Raw genomic sequence first — 20,304 nt, forward strand, 5'->3', positions numbered from 1 at the left:
CTCCGCTCATGACCTCCCTACGGTCCGTGTCGACCAGTGCAGGGACGTCGCCCGGAGGGCGGCAGGGGGAGGCCGATCGTGCAGCGCAACCGGACCACGGGACGCCGCTGGACGGGTGTGGTCGTCGCCGCGGCCGGCCTGGTGGCCGTCGTGCTCGCCCCGTCCTCGGCGGCCGCCGCACCGTCGACCGCCGACGAGGCCCAGCGGCTCGTCACCGAGGCCGGCCAGCAGCTGACCGCACTCGACGAGCAGGTCCACCAGGCCGAGCTCACGGTGGCCGCCCAGCAGCAGGCCGCCGCGGAGGCCGACCGGGCCGCCGACCTCGCCGAGGCCGGCCTCGCGCGGTACGAGCCGGCCATCCGGGCGATCGCGCAGAGCGGCTACACCGGGACCACCCGGTCGCGCGTCGCCGCGTTCCTCGGCAGCGACTCCGCCGACGACCTGGTCGCGCAGATGACCATGATCGACCTCCTCGCCGAGCACACCGACGGCGTCCTGACCGAGGTGGCCGCCGCCCAGGCCGAGGCCGACGCGGCCCGGACGGCGGCCGACACCGCCGCCGCCGAGGCCACCGCGGCGCTGACCACGCTGCAGGAGCAGCAGGCGCAGGTGCAGGCGCAGGTCGACCGGTACGAGGCCGACTTCGCACGGCTGACCGCGGCCGAGCAGGCCCGGGTCACCACCACGCTGGCCGGCCCGGTCCTGGCCGCGCCCGCGGCGGCCGCCGCCGCGGCCGCCGCCCCCGGCCCTGCGGCCGCCACCGCGGTGCAGACCGCGCTGGCCCAGATCGGCGACCCCTACGTGTGGGGCTCCTCCGGCCCGGACGGCTTCGACTGCTCGGGGCTGACCCAGTACGCCTACGCCGCCGCCGGCATCTCGCTGCCGCACTCGAGCCGCGCGCAGTCGACGCTCGGGACGCCGGTGTCGCGATCGGAGCTCATGCCCGGCGACCTCGTGTACTTCTACTCGCCGGTCAGCCACGTCGGCATCTACGTCGGCGACGGGAAGATGGTGCACGCCCGCACGTTCGGCCAGCCGGTCGCCGTGACCAGCGTCGACCAGGCCGGGTACCGGGGCGCCGTCCGCGTCGCCTGAGGGAGGGCCTCCCTGCCTCTCACGCCTCGCTCCGCTCGGAGCGGCCCCTGCAGGGCGGCCGTTCCGGCACCTCACCGCGGGTCCCTGCGGGGAGGTCGTGGTGCGCCGGCGCGGGATCTGCCGCGCCTCCAGCGGCTCCGGGACGTACCGTTGCCGACCGTGACCCGGGCACTACCGCGACCGGAGCCCACGCTGCGGCCCGGGGCCATCGGTTTCCTCGACTCGCTCGTCATCGGCCTGGCCGCGACGTCGCCGGCGTACTCGCTGGCCGCCGTCATCGGGCCCGTCGTCGCGCTCGTCGGCGTGCACGCGCCCGGCGTCATGCTGGCCTCGTTCGTGCCGATGCTGCTCATCGCCGGCGCGTTCGCCGCACTCAACCGGGCCGACCCCGACTGCGGGACGACGTTCTCCTGGGTGACCCGTGCCTTCGGCCCGACCGCCGGGTGGATCGGCGGCTGGGCGATCACCATGACCGGCGTCCTGGTGGTGGGGTCGCTGGCCGAGGTGGGGGTCCGGTTCACCCTGCTGGTGCTCGGTCTCGACGCGATCGCCGACTCCACGCCCGCCGTCGTCGCCCTGAGCATGCTGCTGGTGCTGGTCATGTCGGCGATCTGCGTGCTGGGCACCGAGTTGTCCTCGCGGCTGCAGAAGGGGCTGATCCTCGCCCAGACGGCGGCGCTGCTGGTCTTCGCGGTGGTCGCCGTCGTCCGCGGGGTGCGGGGCGACTCGCCCTTCGGCGGGCTGACGCCGTCCTGGGAGTGGCTGGACCCCTTCGGCGCCGGCGGTGCCGCGCTGACCGGCGGGCTGCTGCTCGGCGTCTTCGCCTACTGGGGCTGGGAGTCGGCGGTCAACCTCACCGAGGAGACCACCGACTCCCGCACCGCCCCCGGCCGGGCCGGGGTCTGGTCCACGGTGGTCCTGCTGCTCACGTACGTGGGCGTGGCCGTGGCCGTCGTCTCCTTCGCCGGGACGGCGTGGCTGGCGGGCAACGCCGACGAGGAGGAGGCGGTCTTCGCGCTGCTGTCCACCGCGGCCCTGGGCGGCTGGGACTGGGTGGTGCTGGCCGCCGTGGCCACCTCGGCCATCGCCTCTACGCAGACGACGATCATCCCGGCGTCGCGCACGGGCCTGTCCATGGCGCGGCGGGCGGCGCTGCCGGCGCGGTTCGCCTCGGTGTCGGAGCGGTTCCGCACCCCGGACGTGTCCACCTGGTGGGTCGCCGGCGTGGCGATCGCCTGGTACGTGGGTGTGCACCTGGTCAGCGAGAACGCGCTGTTCGACTCGATCACCGCGCTGTCGCTGCTCATCGCGCTGTACTACGCGCTCACCGGCGTCGCCTGCGCCTGGTACTTCCGCCGGCGGCTGGTGCGCAGCGCGCGTGACGCGGTGCTGCTGGGGGTCGGCCCGCTCGTGGGCGCCGGGCTGCTGGCCTGGCTGCTGGTGCTCTCCGTGCGCGACCTCGCCGACCCCGACAACAGCTACACCGGCCAGGCCTGGTTCGGCCTGGGCCCGCCGCTGGTCATCGGCGTGGGGATCATGCTGACCGGTGCGGTCCTGATGCTGGCCTGGCGGCGGCACGACTCCCGGTTCTGGCAGGAGCGCCCCGGCGTCGCCCTCGAGAACTGGGACCCGCTGGCCTAGGGCTCCGATGCCCGGCCCTCCCGCAGCGGTCGCGACGGGCCCCTGCGGGAGGGCCGTCCACTCAGTGGGGGGTGCGGCCCTCGGCGAGCATCTGCACCAGGGCGGCGATCCGCTTGGCACGGGTGGCCGGGGTGGCCGCGGTGTGCACCCGCCAGAGGACGGCGTAGCGGTTCTGGGCGTCCAGCGCGGTGAAGGCCTCCCGGGCGGCCGGGGTGGCGTCCAGGGCGGCGTCGAGGTCGTCCGGGACGGTCATGGTGGCCGGACCGGCGTAGGCGCGGTCCCACCGGCCGTCGGCCTGCGCCGCCTCGACCTGGGCCAGGCCCGCCGGGCGCATCCGTCCGGCCGCGACCAGCTGCGCCACGATGCCGACGTTCTTCTGCGACCAGACGCTGCGCGGCCGCCGGGGCGTGATCCGGGTCAGGTACCAGTGCTCGTCGACGCTGTTGGCGCGGCCGTCGATCCAGCCGAAGCACAGCACCGACTCCACCATCTCGTCGCGGGTCAGCGAGGGCACCCCGGCGCCCTTCTTCGCCAGCTTCACGTAGCAGCCGGGAGCGGTGGCGTGCTCGGCCTCCAGCCACCCCTCGAAGGCGGCCTGGTCGGGGAAGGCCAGCACCGGCAGGTCGGTCGGGAGCGTCACGGGCGCCGATCCTGGCCGGATCGCCGTCCGGGGTCAAGCGTCCTTGACACCCGCAGGCCCGGCTGCTGCACTGGCGCGGTGTCAAACACACTTGTCAGTCAGGGGTCGGCCGTGGTCCTGCGCTCCGTCGCCGCCGGGGTCACCGGCCTGCTCACCGCGGCGGCGCTCGGACTGCTCGCCGGGGTCCTCGGGGAGCCCGGCCAGTTCTGGCTGCGCGCCGGGGTCTTCGCGGCCTGCACGCTCGGCCCGGCGTGCGGGCTGGGCTGGCTGCTGTTCGTCGCCGGCACCACCGGCCCCGACGCGGTCGCCCGGCCGGAGGAGACGGTCGAGCAGCTGTGGTGGCAGCGCAGCGCGGCGAGCGCCTTCCTCGACCTGCTGGTCGTGGCGGGCCTGGTGCTGACGGCCCTGGCGGTCACCGACCTGCGGCTCGACGCCGTCACCGTGCTGACCGGGCTGGTCGTCCTCGGCCTCGCCGACGTCACCGTCCGGCTGGCGGTGCTGCACCGGCGCGAGGCCTGAGCGGGGGTGCGCAACGACCTCTCCGAGCGGCGGCAGGCGCGGGGCTGGTCGCAGGGGCGGCTCGCCGAGGAGCTCGGCGTGTCCCGGCAGACGGTGATCTCGATCGAGAAGGGTCGCTTCGACCCCAGCCTGCCGCTGGCCTTCCGCATCGCCGGGCTGTTCGACTGCCGGATCGAGGACGTCTTCTCCCCCGACGGGGGGTGACGGGAGACTCCTGCCATGGACGACGACCTGCAGGCCGCCGCTGTGTTCGCCGCCGCGCTGGAGCCGCGACCGGGAGGCCGGCTGCGGCACGGGATCCGCGTGGCCGGCGCGTTCGTCGCCGAGCTGGCGTGGGGGCTGCTGCCCGGGCCGACCGTGTACGACGTCGTGGTGCGCCGGCGCGACGACGGGGAGGTGGTCGTCCGCATCCCCGCCGACGAGCCCGGCGTCCCCGCGCACATGCTCACCGCGGTCCGGGACGAGCTCGGCGCCGTGGCGCCGGAGGAGTTCCTCGCCCGGTGGAGCGTGCCGGCGCACTGAGCCTTCCGGCTCCGGATGTGCTGGGGTGTGGGTCGTGGCGGACAACTACATCGCGGAACTGCCGTTCGGCGCGCCGGCCATCGACGACGAGGCGTTCGTCGCGCCGACGGCGGTCGTCGTCGGCGCGGTCACCATGGGCCCGCGCTCGAGCATCTGGTACGGGGCGGTCGCCCGCGCCGACGCCGAGGCGATCGAGATCGGTGAGGGCTCGAACGTACAGGACGGGTCGACCCTGCACTCCGATCCCGGCTTCCCCCTGGTGATCGGCCGCGGCGTCACCGTCGGGCACCGGGTGGTGCTGCACGGCGCCCGCGTCGACGACGACGTCCTGGTCGGCATGGGCAGCGTGGTCATGAACGGGGCGCACATCGGCTCGGGCTCGATCGTGGCCGCGGGCGCCGTCGTCACCCAGGGGACCGAGGTGCCGCCCGGCTCGCTGGTGGCCGGCGTCCCGGCGAAGGTGATCCGGCAGGCGACCGAGGACGACCTGACCCACATCCGGCTCAACGCGCTGAGCTACACCGAGCGGCTGCCCGCGGCGCGGCGGGTGCGGCCGGTGGTGCGCCGCCCGCTGCCCTCGTCCGGCCACGTCCCCGGCGACGCGGCCGACTAGGCGGAGGACCACCCTTCCCCTCACGGGCTCCTGGACGGTGGCCGTTCCCTCACCTCGCCGGTGAGGCGCCCACGAAGCGGGCGACCACCGCGCGGACCTCCTCCGGGGACAGCGCCATCGTGGCGTCGCCCACGGCGAGCTCCACCCGCTGCACCGCCGGGTCGCCGGTGGGCATCGCGTCGGCCCAGGTCCACAGCCCCTCCTCGGCGCAGGAGCGCGCGGCGGCGCGGAACGCCTCCGGCGTCGTCTCGAGGAGCAGGTGCAGCATCGGCGTCTGCGGCGGGTCGGGGACCACGCGCACGCCCGGGACGTCGCGCAGGAGGCCGGCGAGGTCGCGGGCCCGCTCCAGGTAGGCCGGCATCAGCGGCAGCCGGCGGCGCAGGCAGGTCAGCGCCGACGCCGCGCCCGGCCACAGGCCGAAGAGCGTGCCGCCGAGCCGGTGACGCCACTCGCGCACCTCGGCGACGGCGTCGGCCGGTCCGGCCAGGCAGCACCCGGCCAGCGCGCCGATGCCCTTGTAGAAGCTGACGTAGACGGTGTCGAACGGCGCGGCGACCTCGGCCGGCGTCATGTCGTACCCGGCCGCGGCCTCCCACAGCCGGGCGCCGTCGAGGTGGGCCACCGAGTGCACGTCGTGTGCCCACGCCGTCTGCTCGACGACGTCGTCCCACGGCGGGAGCTGCCCGCCGAGGTCGCGCTGCGGCAGCTCCACCACCAGCGCGGCCGGCGACTCGGCGACGGCGTCGAGGTCGGCGCGCACCAGCATCCGGTTGCGGTCGCCGACCGGACGGGGCACCAGGCCGTGCAGCCGCTCCAGCGCCCCGCCCTCGTGCCGGAACAGGTGGCAGTCGGGGTGGGCGACGACGGTGCGCCGCAGCGTGCGCCCGGCGTGCACCCGCAGGGCCGACTGCTGGGCCATCGTGCCGCTGGGCAGGTACACCGCCGCCGGCTTGTCCAGCAGCGCGACGACCTCGGCCTCCAGCTCGGCGACGACGCCGCCGGCGCCGTACCGGTCGACCGCCGTGTCGGGCGGGACGGTGGCGAGCAGGTCGGCGGCACGCACGGGGCCGTGTGCGGACAGGGCGCGGTCGCAGGACGACCGCAGTGCCTCGAGGTCGGGGTCGCTCACGTGCGCCAGTCTGCCGGGCCCCTCCCGGTCGAGATCACGCGATCTCGGCACGTCGGCCGCTCCTGCCCGCCGAGATCACGCGATCTCGACACGTCGGGCCGCTCCTGCCCGCCCAGATCACGTGATCTCGACGGGAAGAGGGCGGGAAGGGACGGCTCAGGTGCCCAGCAGCTCCCGCACCAGCGCGCCGACGGCGTCGGCTTCGATGAGGAAGCCGTCGTGACCGTACGGCGAGGACAGCACGCGCAGCGGCACGCCGAGGCCGTCGGCCACCCGCTGCTGCAGCGCCGGCGGGTAGAGCCGGTCGCTGTCGACCCCGGCGACGACGGCGCGTGCGGTCACCCGGGCCAGCGCCGCCTCCACCCCGCCGCGGCCGCGGCCGACGTCCCAGGTGTTCATCGCCTCGGTGAGCACCACGTAGCTGCCGGCGTCGAACCGCAGCGCCAGCTTGTCGGCGTGGTGCTCGAGGTAGGAGGCGACGGCGAACCGGCCGTCGTCCTGCACCGTCGTGCCGAACCGCTCCTCGAGCTCCAGCGCGCTGCGGTAGGTGAGGTGCGCGATCCGCCGGGCGACGCCGAGCCCCGCGACCGGGCCGGGCCCGGGCAGGTGGTCGCCGCCGGCCCAGGCGGGGTCGGCGCGGATCGCGGCCTGCTGGGTGGTCTGGGTGCCGAGCTGGTCGGCGGTGACCGCGGCGCCGGAGGCCAGGAAGAACAGCCCGGCGACCCGGTCCGGCAGCGCGACCGCCCACTCCAGCGCCCGCATGCCGCCCATCGACCCGCCGACGACGGCGGCCCACCGGCGGACGCCGAGCGCGTCGGCCAGCGCGGCCTCGACCAGCACCTGGTCGTTGACGGTCACCTCGGGGAAGCGCGAGCCCCACGGGTGACCGTCGGGCGCCGTCGACGACGGCCCGGTGGTGCCCTGGCACCCGCCGAGGACGTTCGCGCAGACGACGAAGAACCGGTCGGTGTCCAGCGCCGCGCCCGGGCCCACCAGCGGTGCCCACCAGCCCGGCGTCGCGTGCCCCGGGCCCGCGGGGCCGGTGACGTGGCTGTCGCCGGTGAGGGCGTGCTCGACCAGCACCGCGTTGCCGCCGTCGGGCGCGAGCGTCCCCCACGTCTCGTAGGCGACCCGGACGCCCGGCAGCACCCCGCCGCGCTCGAGGCGGACCGGTCCGTCCAGGTCCAGGAACAGCCGGTCCCCGGCGGGGTCGCCGTCGCGCCACCCGCCCGTGCGCGGCGGGGTGCGGGACCGGGGCAGGTCCCGCACCCCCGTCATGTCAGGCCTCCTTGGCGGCCCGGAACCCCGCCTCGAGGTCGGCCAGGATGTCCTCGATGCCCTCCAGGCCCACGGCCAGGCGCACCAGGCCCGGCGTGACACCGGTGGTGAGCTGCTCCTCGGCGGTCAGCTGCGAGTGCGTCGTGGACGCGGGGTGGATGACGAGGCTGCGCACGTCGCCGATGTTGGCCACGTGGCTGTGCAGCTCGAGGGCCTCCACGAACCGCTGGCCGGCCTCGCGGCCGCCGTGCAGCTCGAACGTCAGCACCGCGCCGGCACCCCTGGGCGCGTACCTCTGCTGGGCCGCGTGCCACGGGGAGGAGGGCAGTCCGGGGTAGTTGACCCGCTCCACCTCGTCGTGCGCCTCGAGGAACTCGGCCACCCGCAGGGCGTTCTGCACGTGCCGCTCCATGCGCAGCGACAGCGTCTCGATGCCCTGGATGACGAGGAAGGCGTTGAACGGCGAGATCGCGGGTCCCAGGTCCCGCAGCAGCTGCACGCGGGCCTTCAGCGCGAAGGCCGGTGCGCCCAGGTCGGCGTAGACGACCCCGTGGTAGGTCGGGTCGGGCGTCGTGAACATCGGGTGCCGGCCGCCGGTCCAGTCGAACGCGCCGCCGTCGACGATGACGCCGGCGATGACCGTGCCGTGCCCGCCCAGGTACTTGGTGGCGGAGTGGACGACGACGTCGGCGCCGGACTCCAGGGGTCGGATGAGGTACGGCGTGGCGATGGTGTTGTCGGCGATCAGCGGGACGCCGTTGCGGTGGGCGACGCCGGCGACGGCCTCGATGTCGAGGAGGTCGCCCTTCGGGTTGCCGATCGTCTCCGCGTAGAACGCCCGGGTGTTCTCCTGGACCAGGGACTGCCAGTTCTCCGGGTCGTCCGGGTCCTCGACGAAGGACACCGTGACGCCGAGCTTCGGCAGCGAGTGGTGCAGCAGGTTGTACGTGCCGCCGTACAGCGAGGCGGAGGCGACGACGTGGTCACCGGCCTCGGCGACGTTCAGGATCGCCAGCGTCGTCGCCGACTGCCCGCTGGCCACCGCGAGCGCCGCCACGCCGCCCTCCAGCGAGGCCACGCGCTGCTCCAGCGCGTCCTGCGTCGGGTTCATGATCCGCGTGTAGATGTTGCCCATCTCGGCCAGCGAGAAGAGGTCCGCGGCGTGCTGGCTGTCGCGGAACTGGTAGGCGGTGGTGGCGTAGATCGGCAGCGCGCGGGCGCCGGTCGTGGGGTCGGGGCTCGTCCCGGCGTGGATCTGCCGGGTCTCGAAGCTCCAGCTCTGGGGGTCGGTCACGGCGCCGTCTCCTCTCGTACCGGAGGACCTGCGGCGCACAGGTGCTCCGTCCTTGCCGCGCGGCGGGCGCCGCACGGCCGGCTCTTCCCCTGGGAGCACCTCAGACGGAGGAAGAGGTTGCCGGGCAGCAAGCCAGGTGCTTGTCGCTGCCTCTCGTGAGCCTGCGCCGACCCTAGCGCGGTCTCAGGCCCGGTCGGTCCGGGGGTGCACGCGCGCGAGCGCCGCCCGGGCGTCGTCGTCGAGGCGTCGCACCAGGTCGGCGGCGGGGACCGCCTCGGCGAGGGGGTGGGCCTGCCCGGCCCACATGTTGTAGCCGCCGTCGTCGCCGGCCTCCCGGGCCGCGGCGCGCAGCGGCGAGGTCAGGTGGTGGACCTCCGGGTAGGCCGCCGGGGCGCCCGGGTGCTCGGTGAGGAACCGGTTGACCAGCCCGCGGGCGCGGCGGCCGCTGAAGGCGCGGGTGAGGGCGGTCGGCCCGGACGTGCCGAGCGCCGCGCGGTGGGCGGCGCCGGTGCCGGCCTCGGGGCAGCGCAGGAACGCGGTGCCGAGCTGGGCGGCCTCGGCGCCGGCGACGAGCACCGCGGCCACCGCGGCGCCGTCGGCGATCCCGCCGGAGGCCACGAGCGGCAGGTCCACGGCGCGGGCGACCAGGCGGAGCAGGGCGAGCAGCCCGACCTCGCCCTCGCCGTCGCGGTCGGCGAGACCGCCGCGGTGCCCGCCGGCCTCGACGCCCTGGACGACGAGCGCGTCGGCCCCGGTGCCGCGGGCGGCGACCGCCTCCTCCGGCGTGGTGACGGTGACCAGCACGGTCGACCCGGCGTCGTGGAGCGCGGCCACCATGTCCGGGCGGGGCAGGCCGAAGGTGAACGAGACCACCGGCACCCGCTCCTCGGCGAGCAGGGCCACCTTGGCCTCCCAGGCGTCGTCGTCCCGCCGGGGCTCGCCCAGCGCGACGCCCCGGCGCGCGGCCTCGGGCCGGAGCTCCTCGGCGTAGCGGGCGAGCGCCGCCGCGTCCGCGGGCGGGCCGGGGACGAAGACGTTGACGGCGAACCGCTCGCCGGTGAGCGCCCGGACGGCGCGCACCTCCTCGCGCACCGCGTCCGGCGTCCGGTACCCGGCGGCCAGGGACCCGAGACCGCCGGCCTCCGACACCGCGGCGGCCAGGGCGGGCGTGGACGGGCCGCCGGCCATCGGGGCCTGGACCACCGGGCGGCGCAGCTGCAGGACCATGCCGGTCATCCTGCGCCCGGCGTCACCCGGTGGGGGTGGCGCCCGTTGTCGGCTCGTCGGCGGGCGGGTCCCCGGTGGTCGGCCCGGTGTCCTCGGTCGGTGTCGGCCCGGGCGCCGTCTCCTCCGGTGTGCCGGTGGTCGCCGGTGCCGTCCCGGTGGCCGGCGTCTCGGCAGGCGGCTCCGTCGTCGTCGGGACGGTCTCCTGCGGGGTGGTCTCCTCCGGCGGGTCGGGAGCCGGCGGCGCGGTGGTCACCGGCGCGGGCGCGGGCGTGGTGACGGTGGTGGTGCCGGCCGGGGCGACCCCGTCGGCCTCGGGCCGGACGTAGAGGTAGAGCAGCCCCAGGCCGAGGAAGAGGGTGACCAGCACCAGCGTGGACGTGCGCGCCCGGCCGACGTGGCCGGTGCTCTGCGGCAGCGCCTCGGACAGCCCGAAGCGCCCGCGGGTGGCGGGGTCGCCGGAGCCGTCGGCGGGGCGGCCCGGGTCGCGGCGGCCGGAGTCGGGGCGGGGTGCGCCGGGGACGGTCACTGCTGGGCCGCCTGTCCGGGGCGTCCGGGCGCGGAGGCCGGCTCGGGTGCCGGTGACAGGGTCATCCCGGCGCGGGCGAAGGCCAGCACGATGCGCTCCCGCAGGTCGCGGCCGACCTCGAACTGCCGGCCGGGCAGCGTCCGGGCCACCACCCGCACGTTGACCTGGTCGAGGTCGATGCTCTCCACGCCCATGATGCTGGGCTCGTCGAGCAGCAGCCGGCGCAGGTCCGGGTCGGCGAAGGCCTCCCGGCCGACGTCGCGCAGGATCCCGTTGACCCGCGTGACGTCGAGCGACGTCGGGACCGGCACGTCGACGACGGCGCGCGCCCAGTCGCGGGAGAGGTTGACCACCTTGACGATCTGCCCGTTCGGCACGGTGACCACCTCGCCGTCGGCCGAGCGCAGCCGGGTGATCCGCAGCGTGACGTCCTCCACCGTCCCCTCGGCCGGGTCGCCGCCGCCCACGACGGCGATCGAGACGACGTCGCCGAACCCGTACTGCCGCTCGGTGATCAGGAAGAACCCGGCGAGGACGTCGCCGACGATGCGCTGCGCACCGAAACCGAGCCCGACGCCGAGCACGGTGGCCGGGGCGACCAGCCCGGTGACCGGGACGCCGAGGCGGTCGAGCACGTAGAACACCGCCACGGTGTAGACCAGCACGATCAGCGCCCACCGGATCACCTGGGTCAGGGAGTGCCGGTGCTTGGCGGCCTCGGAGCGCACCAGGACGTCGCCGCCGGTGGAGCGGGCGTCGATGCGGTCGGTGATCCGCAGGGCCACCCAGGTGATGAAGCGGGCGACCAGCACCGAGGCCAGGATGATCAGGACGATCTCCAGGCCGCGGCCGGCGAGCCAGTCGAGCAGGTCGGTCAGCGGGCCCATGGCGTGTCAGGTCCTCCCCGTCCTCGTCGCGTGCCCCCATCCAACCCGCTCCGCCTGGCAGGACGCCCAGCGTGGCCCCGCGGGCTCAGCGCGGCTCGACGAACAGCGAGGCGACCGACCGGCCGACCCGGCCGCGGACGTCGTACAGGTCGGCGGCGCACTGCCCGACGCCGGCCGGTCCGACCGTGGTGACGGCGTCCATCGCCAGCCACTCCCCGGCCGGCTGCCGGAACAGCGCGACGACGAGGTCGACGTTGGCGAAGGTCGCCTGCCCCCAGTCCAGCTCGGCGGACACGCCGCTGGCCGCGTCGGTCATGACCAGCAGGTGCTGCAGCGGCGTCATCGGCTCGCCGGCCACCAGCGCGCACAGCGGGCGGGTCCAGACGGCGGCCGGCCCCGGTGCCGCGATCGAGCCGGCGGCCTCCCGCCACTCCAGCGACCGGTGGTAGGCGACCTCCTCGGAGAAGACGGAGAAGGCCGCCGGGCGGCCGTCCTCCGGGCCGGCCGGCAGGCCGGGGGCGGGGCTCGCGGTCGCTGCGGAGTCGCGGGTGCGCACCCGCCAGGCCGTCGCCCGCATCGCGACCCGCCCGCCGGCCTCCATCGTCGCCTCGACCAGCTCGACGCGGCGGCCCGGGCGCAGCACCCGCCCGGTCACGCGCACCGGGCCGACCGGCACCGGGCCGAGGACGTCGACGGCCAGCCGCACGGTCTGCCCGTCGGGGACCGTGCCGGTCCGCTCGACCTCGCGCGCCAGCAGCGCGGCGGGCGGACCGGCGTGCTGCTGGCCCGGGTCCCACGGCCCGATGGTCAGCGCGCTGGCGAGGAACCGGTCACCGTCGGGGAGGTAGAAGGCGGGCGGCAGCACGTCCGGCAGTCTCGCCGGGGAGGTACCGGTCAGCCGCGGCGGGTCAGCCAGACCGCCGCGGCCACCCACACCGCTCCGGCGGCCGCGGCCAGCCACCACAGCCAGCGCAGCGACTGGCCCTCGGTCGACAGCGCGATCAGGACGGCGACCACGCACACCGCGCCGGCCAGCGGCGTGGTCCGCACCAGCTCGCCCAGCGTGTCCGGCCCGGGGATCGCCACGAACACGACGGCGGCGGCGACCAGCAGGAACGCGCACAGCGCCCCCAGGTAGGCCGCCGTCACCCCGGCCTCGGCGGGCAGCGCGACCGCACCGAGGCCGCCGGCCGCCGCACCGAAGGCGAGCCCGGCCAGCAGCCGGCGACGACGGCGGGACCACGGCGGACGGGGTTCGGTCACGGCGTCGAGGGTGCCCGACCTCCCTGTGTGCCACGCGCACCGATGAGTTCTCCGGCACCGTGGCGTCTCCCATGCCGACGGGCCCGGTGGCGGGCCCCCGACGAGAGCGAGCTCCCCGTGCGCATGATCTTCGTGAACCTGCCGGTCTCCGACGTGGCGGCCAGCCGCGCGTTCTACACCGCCCTGGGCTTCTCGGTGAACGAGCAGTTCAGCGACGACTCCTCGGTGTCGGTGGTCGTGAGCGACACCATCTTCCTGCAGCTGCTCAGCCGCGAGCGCTTCGCCTCCTTCCTCCCCGAGGGCCGCCGGGTCGGCGACCCGCGGCAGGCGACGGCGGCGATGCACGCCCTGTCCTGCGAGGGCCGGGAGGAGGTCGACGCGATGGTGGAGAAGGCGCTCGGCGCCGGCGGCGGCACCTGGATGCCGGCGCAGGACCACGGGTCCATGTACGGCTCGAGCTTCACCGACCCCGACGGCCACGTCTGGGAGCCGATGTGGATGGACCCGGCCCAGGCGCAGTGACGCCCCGCGCCCTGTAGGGGTCGTCGATCGCTACGACCGCTACAGTCGTCGTCGTGACGCGCGAACGCCGCCCCGCCGTCGGCTACCTGACCACCCTGGCCGCGGCGGGGCTGTTCGCCGTCAACGGCACGGTGTCCACGCTGGCCCTGCAGGCCGGGGTCCCGCCCACCTGGCTCACCGCCATGCGCTGCGGCGGGGCGGCCGTCGGGCTGCTCGCCGCGCTGGCGCTGGTGGCACCGCGGCGGCTGCGGCTGAGCTGGTCCGACGTGCCCCTGCTCGCCGCGTTCGGCGTGGTCGGTGTCGCCCTGACCCAGTTCCTCTACTACGTGGCCATCGGTCGGCTGCCGGTCGGCATCGCACTGGTCTTCGAGATGACCGCCCCGGTCTGGATCGCCCTGTGGGTCCGGGTGGTGCGCCGCGAGGAGGTGCGCCGCCGGCTGTGGGCGGCGCTGGCGCTGTCCCTGGGTGGCCTGGTGCTGGTCGCGCAGGTGTGGCAGGGCGGCGGCTCGCTGGACCTGGTCGGCGTCGGCGCGGGCCTGGCCGCGGCGGTCTGCCTGGCGACCTACTACCTGCTGGGCGAGCGCGGCACCGCCGACCGCGACCCGGTGGCGCTGACCTGCTGGAGCTTCGTGGCCGCGGCGCTGTTCTGGGCCGTCGTCGCGCCGTTCACCGCCTCGTTCGACCCGGCCGTGCTCGGGACGCCGGTGCCGGTCTCGCTCGGCGCGGTGGAGCTGCCGCTGTGGGTGCTGGTGCTGTGGATCGTCGTCCTCGGGGCGATCGCGCCGTTCTGGCTGTCCATCGCCGCCCTGCGGCACCTGCCGCCCACCACCGCCGGGCTGGTGGCCACGGTGGAGCCGGTGTTCGCCTCCGTCGTCGCGTGGCTGTGGCTGGAGCAGGTGCTCACCAGCTGGCAGGTCGCCGGCGGCCTCGTCGTGTTGACCGGCATCGCGCTGGCCCAGACCGCGCGCGCCGCGGTCCGGCCGGCGCCGGCGCCCGTCGCCGAGGCGCCGGCGCCCGCGTAGTCACGCGACCTTCTCGGCCTCGCCCAGCCAGCCGGCCAGCCGCTCCATGTAGCGGGCCTGGGCGACGTGGTCCATGCCGACGTACTCCCACGGGTGCACCTGCCCCGCCTGCACGGCGGGCAGCAGCCGGTAGGTGGGCTGGGCCGACATCTCCTCCGGCGTCATCGCCCCGCGCAGCGAGTACAGCAGGACGTCGCTCGAGTACTGCGGCACGGCCTCCCAGCTCGCGGTCTGCCAGAAGTACCCGTCGCCGCCCGGGTCGACGAACTGCACGCCGAGGTCGGCGTAGAGGTGCAGGGACGGGTCGTCGGGGGCCTTGGCCATGTAGAGGCCCTCGTCGGGGTAGCCGGCCACGGGCAGGACCGTGACGCCGGAGGAGGCGGCCTCGGTGAGCGCCGCGGAGGCGTCCTCGTAGTCCTGCCGCGCGGCGCTGACCGCCGCACCCTCCATGTCCGCACCGAGGGCGGCCGCCAGTTCGGCGGTGCGCTCGATGACCTCGGCGGCCGACCCGCGCCAGGCGATGACGACGACCGGCGCGATCTGCGCGACCTGTTCCTGCTGCTCGACGGACTCGAAGCCGTACAGCGGCTGCGTCTCGTCCGGCGTCCCCTCGGAGTCGACCGGGTAGACGCTGGTGACGATGACGTCGGGGTCGGCGGCGGCCAGCGCCTCGAGGTCGATCGCGCCGTAGCTCTCGCCGACGATCTCGACGCCGGAGAGATCGCGCCCCTCGAACTGGACGTCGTCGGCGGCCGAGGTCTGGCCGAAGGTGGCCACCGGCTCGATGCCGTGGTTCCACAGCGACGACACGACGTCGTTGAGCCCGGCGACCCGCTCCGGCTGCGCGTTGAGCGCCACGGTGGTGCCGAGGTCGTCGGTGAAGGACCAGCCCGTGTCGCCGCCTGCGGCCGCGGCCTCGTCGTCGGATCCGGCGCACGCGCTTCCGGCCAGCAGCGCCACCAGCGTGAGGGAGGCGCCGAGCAGGCGCGGGGGTCGGGACACGGGGTCTCCTCGTCGATCGGGGCGGGGGTTCCCCCTGCGAGCGGGAGGAGGTTAGCCTTGCCTTACTCGCGGTGCGGCACGGGCCGTCCGACCGGCAGAGCGGAGACCGCAGTGACGACGACCGCAGTCACGACGACTGAGGCCCCGCCCGCGGTACTGGCCCCGCAGTGGCTGTTCTTCGAGACCGTCGTCGCCCGGGTGCAGGCGCTCGGCCCCTCGATGCGGCGGATCACCCTCACCGGCCCCCGTCTGGGGGACTTCGGCGTCGCCGGGGACGACCAGCGGGTCAAGCTCGTCCTCGCGCCCGACCCCTCCGCGTTCGCCGAGCTGCGGGCCGCCGGCGCCGAGTGGTATCCGGCGCTCTGCGCGTTGTCCGAGGAGCGCCGGCCGGTGCTGCGCACCTACACCGTGCGGGCGGCCCGGCCGGAGCTGGCGGAGGTCGACCTCGACGTCGTGCTGCACGGCGTCGACGACGGGCACGCCGGCCCCGCCGCCACCTGGGCCGCGCAGGCCGTCGTCGGCGACCCGGTGGTGCTCATGGGCCCCGACCGGCCAGGCCGCGGGCGTGCCTGGGGCGTGGAGTGGGCCCCGCCGGTGACCGCCTCGTGCCTGCTCCTGGCCGGCGACGAGACCGCGCTGCCCGCTGTGGGCGCGATCCTGGAGTCCCTGCCGGCCGGGCGGCGCGCCGTCGCCGTGCTGGAGGTGCCGCAGGCCGGCGACGTGCAGGACCTGCGGCTGCCCGAGGGCGTGAGCGTGCGCTGGCTCGCCCGGGCCGACCGGCCGCGCGGTGAGCTGCTCGTCCCCGCCGTCCACGCGGCGCTGGTCGAACTCGGGGTCGCCGCCGCGCCGGCCGCCGTCCCCGAGGACGTCGACCTCGACGCCGAGCCGCTGTGGGAGGTCCCCGAGGACCCGGCGGCGGGCGCCGGCTGCTACGCGTGGCTGGCCGGTGAGGCCGGGGTGGTCAAGCGGCTGCGCCGGCACCTGGTCGCCGACCTCGGCGTCGACCGGCGCTCGGTGGCCTTCATGGGCTACTGGCGCGAGGGCCGCGCGGAGTCCTGACGCGCCCCCGACGATCAGGGTCCCTGATCGTCGGGCGTCCTCCCTCACGGTGGGACGTGCGGGAGGACGCCCGGGGATCAGGTCACCTGATCCCCGGGCATGGAGCGCGGGCGTCAGCGGTGCAGGCGGCGGACGGGGACGACCATCGGGGTGCCGGCCACCGGGTCGGGCACCACGCGGGCCTCGAGGTCGAAGACGTCGGCGAGCAGCTGCTCGGTGAGCACCTCGTGCGGCGTGCCGGAGGCCACCAGGGCGCCGTCGCGCATGGCCACCAGCCGCTGGGCGTAGCGGGCGGCGAGGTTGAGGTCGTGCAGCACGACGACGACCGTGCGCCCCCGCTCGGTGTGCAGCCGCGCCACCAGCTCCAGGACGTCGATCTGGTGCGACAGGTCGAGGTAGGTCGTCGGCTCGTCGAGCAGGATGAGGTCGGTCTCCTGCGCCAGCGCCATGGAGATCCAGGCCCGCTGCCGCTGCCCGCCGGAGAGCTCGTCGACCGGCCGGTCACCGAGGTCGGCCATGTCGGTCCAGGTCAGCGCCTCGGCCACCACGGCCTCGTCCTCGCGCGACCACTGCCGCAGCCAGCTCTGGTGCGGGTGCCGGCCGCGGGCCACCAGGTCGGCCACGGTCAGGCCGGCCGGCGCCACGGGCGTCTGGGGCAGCAGGCCCAGCACGCGGGCGACATCGCGGGTCGGCGTCCGGGCGATCGAGCGGCCGTCGAGCAGCACCCGGCCGGCCGCCGGGCGCAGCAGCCGGCCCAGGGCGCGCAGCAGCGTGGACTTGCCGCAGCCGTTGGGGCCGACGATCGCGGTGAACGAGCCGTCCGTGAGGGCGAGGTCCAGGCCGTCGACGACGACGCGGTCGTCGTAGGCCAGCCGCAGGTCCTCCGCGGCCAGGCGGACCGGGGGCGCGGGCGGAGCGGGCAGGTGCACGGGCGCCTCGGAGGTGGAGGTGGTCATGCGGTGGTCCGCCTCCCGCGGACGAGCAGCCAGAGCAGGTAGGGCGCGCCGATGGCGGCGGTGAGGATGCCGACCGGGAGCGCCTCGGGCAGGACGGTGCGGGTGAGCAGGTCGGCGACGGTGACCAGCGCCGCGCCGAGCAGGCCCGACGCGAGCAGGGGCGGCCGCCAGCCGCCGGTCAGCCGGACGGCGATCTGCGGGACGATCAGGGCGACGAAGGCGATCGGCCCGGCCGCGGCCACCGCCGCCGCCACCAGCAGGACCGCGACGACGACCACGGCCGCCTGCGCGGAGGCCAGCCGGACCCCCAGGCCGCGCGCGGTGTCGTCGCCGAACTGCAGGACGCCCAGGACGCGGCCGGCGGCCAGCGCGAGCGGCACGAGGACGAGCAGTGAGATCCCCAGCTGCGCGGCCTGGTCCCAGGTGCGGGCGTTGAGCGAGCCGGTGATCCACACGTAGGCGGCCGCGGCGTCGTAGATCTGCGCGCGGGTGAGCAGGTAGTCGGTGAGGGCGTTGCCGCTGGTCCACAGCGCGATGCCGACGAGCACCAGGCGGAAGCCGTCGAGCCCGGCGCGCCAGGCGAGGGCGAACAGCAGGGCGCCGGCGACCAGCGCACCCAGCAGCGCGGCCAGCGGCACGCCCAGCCCACCCAGCAGCGCACCGGCCGAGCCGCCGCTGAGCACGATCGCCGCGACCGCCCCGACCGAGGCCCCCTGGGTGATGCCGAGGACGTCGGGGGAGGCCAGCGGGTTGCGGGCGAAGGTCTGGAACAGCGCCCCGGCCAGGCCGAACGCCAGCCCCACGAGCACCCCGACCAGCGTCCGCGGGGCGCGCAGCTCGAGCACGACGAACCGCTGGCTCACCTCGCCGGCGCCGGCCAGCGTGCGCAGCACGTCGGCGACGCCGAGGGGGTAGTCGCCGCGACCGAGGCTGACCGCCGCGAGCAGCACGACGACGACGAGCGCCACCACCGGGACGACGACCGAGCGCCAGCGGAACCGCGCCGACACCCGGCCGACCCGGACGGTGACGGCGCGGCCGGCCGGGCGCCCGCCGGGCTCGGGCGGCGTCGTCCCGCGGAGGGTGTCGACGGTGGCGGTCACGGTGCGGTCCTCACAGCGTCGTCGTCCTCCGCCGGCGGACCAGCGCCACGAAGAACGGGCTGCCGACGAGGGCGAGCACGATGCCCACCTGCAGCTCGCCCGGCCGCGCGACCACCCGGCCGAGGACGTCGGCGGACAGCAGCAGCACCGCACCGAGCAGGCCCGAGCAGGGCACCAGCCACCGGTGCGAGGGCCCGGTGAACGCCCGGACCACGTGCGGGACCACCAGACCCACGAAGGCGATGGGCCCGCAGGCCGCGGTGGCCGCGCCGGCCAGCAGGGTGGTGGCGGCCAGCCCGACCACGCGGGCCAGCCACACCCGCTGGCCCAGGCCCCGGGCGACGTCCTCGCCCATGCCGAGCAGGTCCAGCGCCGGCGCGTTGAGCAGCGCGAGCACCAGGCCGGCGGCGATGAACGGAGCCACCTGCCAGGCGACGTCGGCCCCCCGCCCGGCGAGCGCGCCGACCACCCAGAACCGGAAGGCGTCGAGGGAGTCGGAGTCGGTGACCAGCATCGCGCGGACCAGCGCGAACAGCAGCGCGGTGAGCGCCGAGCCGGCCAGCGCGAGGGTGACCGGCGTGGCCCCGCCCCGCCCGGCCGAGCCGAGCACGAAGACCGCGACGGTGCCGGCCAGCGCGCCGGCGAAGGCGAACCAGACGTAGCCCGCCGGCGTCCCGACGCCGAACAGCGTGATCGCCAGGACGACGGCGAACGAGGCCCCGGCCGTGACGCCGAGGAGCCCGGGGTCGCCCAGCGGGTTGCGGGTGTGACCCTGCATGAGCGCGCCGGAGACCCCGAGCGCCGCGCCGACCAGCAGGCCCAGCGCCGTCCGCGGGACCCGCAGGTCCCAGACGATCACCGCCTCCTCGGTGCGCAGCGAGCGGTCGGTGAGCGCGTCCCACACGGTGCCCAGGCCCAGCGGGCGGGTGCCGACGGCGATGCTCGCGGCGCACGCGGCGACCACCAGCACGAGGAGGGCCAGCAGCCCGAGCGTGCGGCGCCGGGTCCGCGCCGTCCGCGCGCCGGCCGCCGTCGGCGCCGCGGGCGTCCCCGGGGTCGCCGCGGGGGCGCGGGTGGCGCTGGGGAGGGACACCGGCGGACTCCGGGCGGCAGGGGCTAGGTGAGGCTCACCTTAGTCGGCCTGCGGGAGGGCCGACAGTCCGCTCACCTCTTCTGCCGGCGGCTGCCCTGGTGCCAGTCCTCCTGCACGCCGACCTCGCCGGGGTCCACACCGGCCGCGACCAGCTGCGGCCGCTCGCGCAGGCTCCGCTTGAGCTCGGCGAAGCCGGGGAAGCGCGCCAGCCCGACGACGTGGTCCCACAGCTCGACGGCGCGGTCCTCGGCGGGCAGCCGGCTGATCACGGGGCCGAAGAACGCGACGCCGTCCGGGGGCTCGAAGTGCAGGATCGGCGTCCCGACGTCGCGGCCGGTCAGCGCGAGCGCCTCGTCGGTCTCGGCCTGCACGACGGCGTCCCACCGGTCGTCGTCCAGCGCCGACGCGAGGTCGCGGGGCAGCCCCGCGCGGTCGAGGACGGGCTCGAGGTAGCCGCGCGTGCCGCGCTCGGCGGCGCTGTCCGGCCGGTCGGGCTCGGTGTCGAACACCCGGTGGCCGAGGTGCTCGTAGAGGACGCCGACCGCCGACCGCCCGTGCTCCTCGCGGGTCCGGGCACACACCCGCAGCAGCCGCAGGCCGGCGGTGTGGCCCTCCTCGTACTCGGGCGGGAAGTGCGTGGCGTAGTCGACGTGCGCGTTGAGCAGCCGCAACGAGACGAACCGCCAGTCGACGTCGTACTCCCGCTGCGCGGCGACCGTGCGCACCCACCGGCTGGTCAGCCAGGCGAACGGGCAGACGGGGTCGAGGTAGAAGTGCAGATCGGCCACGGCTCCATGCTGGCCCCGTCGCGGCCGCCCGGCGAGGCGGTGCGCCGTCGCTCCCGGGGTCCTGCTCGTGCTCCCGGGGTCCTGCAGCACCCCGGCAGCACGAGGAGCACTCCAGGAGCGGCGTC

At 76.1% G+C, this 20,304-nt stretch carries 23 protein-coding genes and 1 riboswitch; of the genes, 9 read left to right on the forward strand and 14 right to left on the reverse strand.

The genetic code is table 11. The features are described from left to right. Positions 1-78: 78 nt before the first annotated feature. Positions 79-1,095 carry a C40 family peptidase gene (locus BM165_RS13685; protein ID WP_075014079.1) on the forward strand — a complete coding sequence of 339 codons (1,017 nt, stop codon included), beginning with the start codon at positions 79-81 and terminating at the stop codon, positions 1,093-1,095. Positions 1,096-1,254: 159 nt separating this feature from the next. Further along, the gene (locus BM165_RS13690; RefSeq protein ID WP_075014238.1) at positions 1,255-2,736 is read left to right on the forward strand and encodes an APC family permease; all 1,482 of its coding nucleotides are present in this window, start codon (positions 1,255-1,257) and stop codon (positions 2,734-2,736) included. 61 nt (positions 2,737-2,797) lie between these two features. Here BM165_RS13690 and BM165_RS13695 read toward each other — a convergent pair whose 3' ends face one another. Next, positions 2,798-3,376, reverse strand: coding sequence for a YdeI/OmpD-associated family protein (locus BM165_RS13695; protein ID WP_075014080.1), 579 nt, complete (start codon positions 3,374-3,376; stop codon positions 2,798-2,800). 111 nt (positions 3,377-3,487) lie between these two features. On the opposite strand from BM165_RS13695, the gene BM165_RS13700 reads away from it, so the two are divergent. The 4 genes from BM165_RS13700 to BM165_RS13715 are packed head-to-tail and all read left to right on the forward strand — an operon-like array spanning position 3,488 to position 5,030. Beyond that, positions 3,488-3,895, forward strand: a complete 408-nt coding sequence (locus BM165_RS13700) for a hypothetical protein (protein WP_075014081.1) — start codon at positions 3,488-3,490, stop codon at positions 3,893-3,895. 6 nt (positions 3,896-3,901) lie between these two features. Beyond that, positions 3,902-4,099: a helix-turn-helix transcriptional regulator gene (locus BM165_RS13705; RefSeq protein WP_075014082.1), complete on the forward strand. Its 198-nt coding sequence runs from the start codon at positions 3,902-3,904 to the stop codon at positions 4,097-4,099. Positions 4,100-4,114: 15 nt separating this feature from the next. Then, the gene (locus tag BM165_RS13710) at positions 4,115-4,417 is read left to right on the forward strand and encodes a hypothetical protein (protein WP_075014083.1); all 303 of its coding nucleotides are present in this window, start codon (positions 4,115-4,117) and stop codon (positions 4,415-4,417) included. A gap of 34 nt (positions 4,418-4,451) precedes the next feature. After that, positions 4,452-5,030: a gamma carbonic anhydrase family protein gene (locus BM165_RS13715; RefSeq protein WP_075014239.1), complete on the forward strand. Its 579-nt coding sequence runs from the start codon at positions 4,452-4,454 to the stop codon at positions 5,028-5,030. 49 nt (positions 5,031-5,079) lie between these two features. On the opposite strand, the gene BM165_RS13720 is transcribed toward BM165_RS13715, so the two are convergent. The 8 genes from BM165_RS13720 to BM165_RS24310 all read right to left on the reverse strand — a co-directional run bounded on the left by BM165_RS13720 (position 5,080) and on the right by BM165_RS24310 (position 12,634). Continuing rightward, entirely contained in the window at positions 5,080-6,159 is a 1,080-nt protein-coding gene (locus tag BM165_RS13720; protein WP_075014084.1) for a threonine aldolase family protein, read from the reverse strand. A 156-nt stretch (positions 6,160-6,315) separates the two neighbouring features. Beyond that, a complete protein-coding gene (gene metX / locus BM165_RS13725; RefSeq protein WP_075014085.1) occupies positions 6,316-7,437 on the reverse strand; it encodes a homoserine O-acetyltransferase MetX in 1,122 nt (373 codons plus the stop codon). A gap of 1 nt (position 7,438) precedes the next feature. Beyond that, the gene (locus BM165_RS13730; RefSeq protein WP_075014086.1) at positions 7,439-8,731 is read right to left on the reverse strand and encodes a bifunctional o-acetylhomoserine/o-acetylserine sulfhydrylase; all 1,293 of its coding nucleotides are present in this window, start codon (positions 8,729-8,731) and stop codon (positions 7,439-7,441) included. Positions 8,732-8,774: 43 nt separating this feature from the next. Further along, positions 8,775-8,892: riboswitch (SAM riboswitch) on the reverse strand. A 22-nt stretch (positions 8,893-8,914) separates the two neighbouring features. Further along, positions 8,915-9,958: a nitronate monooxygenase gene (locus tag BM165_RS13735; protein ID WP_075014087.1), complete on the reverse strand. Its 1,044-nt coding sequence runs from the start codon at positions 9,956-9,958 to the stop codon at positions 8,915-8,917. A gap of 22 nt (positions 9,959-9,980) precedes the next feature. Then, positions 9,981-10,484 (reverse strand): Rv3103c transmembrane domain-containing protein, encoded by a 504-nt coding sequence (locus BM165_RS13740; RefSeq protein WP_075014088.1) that lies wholly within the window; start codon positions 10,482-10,484, stop codon positions 9,981-9,983. Beyond that, positions 10,481-11,371, reverse strand: coding sequence for a mechanosensitive ion channel family protein (locus BM165_RS13745; RefSeq protein WP_075014089.1), 891 nt, complete (start codon positions 11,369-11,371; stop codon positions 10,481-10,483). Before BM165_RS13745 ends, BM165_RS13740 begins: the two co-directional genes overlap by 4 nt. Positions 11,372-11,456: 85 nt before the next feature. Next, entirely contained in the window at positions 11,457-12,236 is a 780-nt protein-coding gene (locus BM165_RS24305; protein WP_244274222.1) for a thioesterase family protein, read from the reverse strand. A gap of 29 nt (positions 12,237-12,265) precedes the next feature. Beyond that, positions 12,266-12,634: a hypothetical protein gene (locus tag BM165_RS24310; protein ID WP_075014090.1), complete on the reverse strand. Its 369-nt coding sequence runs from the start codon at positions 12,632-12,634 to the stop codon at positions 12,266-12,268. A gap of 123 nt (positions 12,635-12,757) precedes the next feature. Here BM165_RS24310 and BM165_RS13760 point away from each other — a divergent pair, with 123 nt between their 5' ends. Together BM165_RS13760 and BM165_RS13765 are read left to right on the forward strand one after the other, a co-directional pair. After that, positions 12,758-13,156: a VOC family protein gene (locus BM165_RS13760; RefSeq protein ID WP_075014241.1), complete on the forward strand. Its 399-nt coding sequence runs from the start codon at positions 12,758-12,760 to the stop codon at positions 13,154-13,156. A 53-nt stretch (positions 13,157-13,209) separates the two neighbouring features. Next, positions 13,210-14,178: an EamA family transporter gene (locus BM165_RS13765; protein WP_075014091.1), complete on the forward strand. Its 969-nt coding sequence runs from the start codon at positions 13,210-13,212 to the stop codon at positions 14,176-14,178. On the opposite strand, the gene BM165_RS13770 is transcribed toward BM165_RS13765, so the two are convergent. Further along, positions 14,179-15,180 (reverse strand): ABC transporter substrate-binding protein, encoded by a 1,002-nt coding sequence (locus BM165_RS13770; RefSeq protein WP_208976739.1) that lies wholly within the window; start codon positions 15,178-15,180, stop codon positions 14,179-14,181. It abuts the gene before it with no gap. A 111-nt stretch (positions 15,181-15,291) separates the two neighbouring features. On the opposite strand from BM165_RS13770, the gene BM165_RS13775 reads away from it, so the two are divergent. After that, positions 15,292-16,239, forward strand: coding sequence for a siderophore-interacting protein (locus BM165_RS13775; protein WP_075014092.1), 948 nt, complete (start codon positions 15,292-15,294; stop codon positions 16,237-16,239). A gap of 113 nt (positions 16,240-16,352) precedes the next feature. Here BM165_RS13775 and BM165_RS13780 read toward each other — a convergent pair whose 3' ends face one another. The 4 genes from BM165_RS13780 to BM165_RS13795 form a co-directional block, all read right to left on the reverse strand. After that, complete coding sequence (locus tag BM165_RS13780) at positions 16,353-17,195, reverse strand: ABC transporter ATP-binding protein (RefSeq protein WP_075014093.1); 843 nt, start codon at positions 17,193-17,195, stop codon at positions 16,353-16,355. Then, the gene (locus tag BM165_RS13785) at positions 17,192-18,298 is read right to left on the reverse strand and encodes a FecCD family ABC transporter permease (RefSeq protein ID WP_075014094.1); all 1,107 of its coding nucleotides are present in this window, start codon (positions 18,296-18,298) and stop codon (positions 17,192-17,194) included. The genes BM165_RS13780 and BM165_RS13785 overlap by 4 nt, the downstream gene beginning before the upstream one ends. 10 nt (positions 18,299-18,308) lie before the next feature. Then, a complete protein-coding gene (locus tag BM165_RS13790; protein ID WP_075014095.1) occupies positions 18,309-19,391 on the reverse strand; it encodes a FecCD family ABC transporter permease in 1,083 nt (360 codons plus the stop codon). Positions 19,392-19,462: 71 nt separating this feature from the next. After that, entirely contained in the window at positions 19,463-20,179 is a 717-nt protein-coding gene (locus tag BM165_RS13795) for a mycothiol-dependent nitroreductase Rv2466c family protein (protein WP_075014096.1), read from the reverse strand. Positions 20,180-20,304: the final 125 nt, after the last annotated feature.

It is taken from the genome of Geodermatophilus obscurus, assembly GCF_900115395.1.
GTDB classification, from domain to species: Bacteria; Actinomycetota; Actinomycetes; order Mycobacteriales; family Geodermatophilaceae; genus Geodermatophilus; species Geodermatophilus obscurus_B.

Coding starts and splice junctions, on each gene's coding strand:
- BM165_RS13760 (WP_075014241.1), top strand. CDS start 12,758: ATGATCTTCGTGAACCTGCCGGTCTCCGACGTGGCGGCCAGCCGCGCG.
- BM165_RS13710 (WP_075014083.1), top strand. CDS start 4,115: ATGGACGACGACCTGCAGGCCGCCGCTGTGTTCGCCGCCGCGCTGGAG.
- BM165_RS13780 (WP_075014093.1), bottom strand. CDS start 17,195: ATGACCACCTCCACCTCCGAGGCGCCCGTGCACCTGCCCGCTCCGCCC.
- BM165_RS13735 (WP_075014087.1), bottom strand. CDS start 9,958: ATGGTCCTGCAGCTGCGCCGCCCGGTGGTCCAGGCCCCGATGGCCGGC.
- metX (WP_075014085.1), bottom strand. CDS start 7,437: ATGACGGGGGTGCGGGACCTGCCCCGGTCCCGCACCCCGCCGCGCACG.
- BM165_RS13745 (WP_075014089.1), bottom strand. CDS start 11,371: ATGGGCCCGCTGACCGACCTGCTCGACTGGCTCGCCGGCCGCGGCCTG.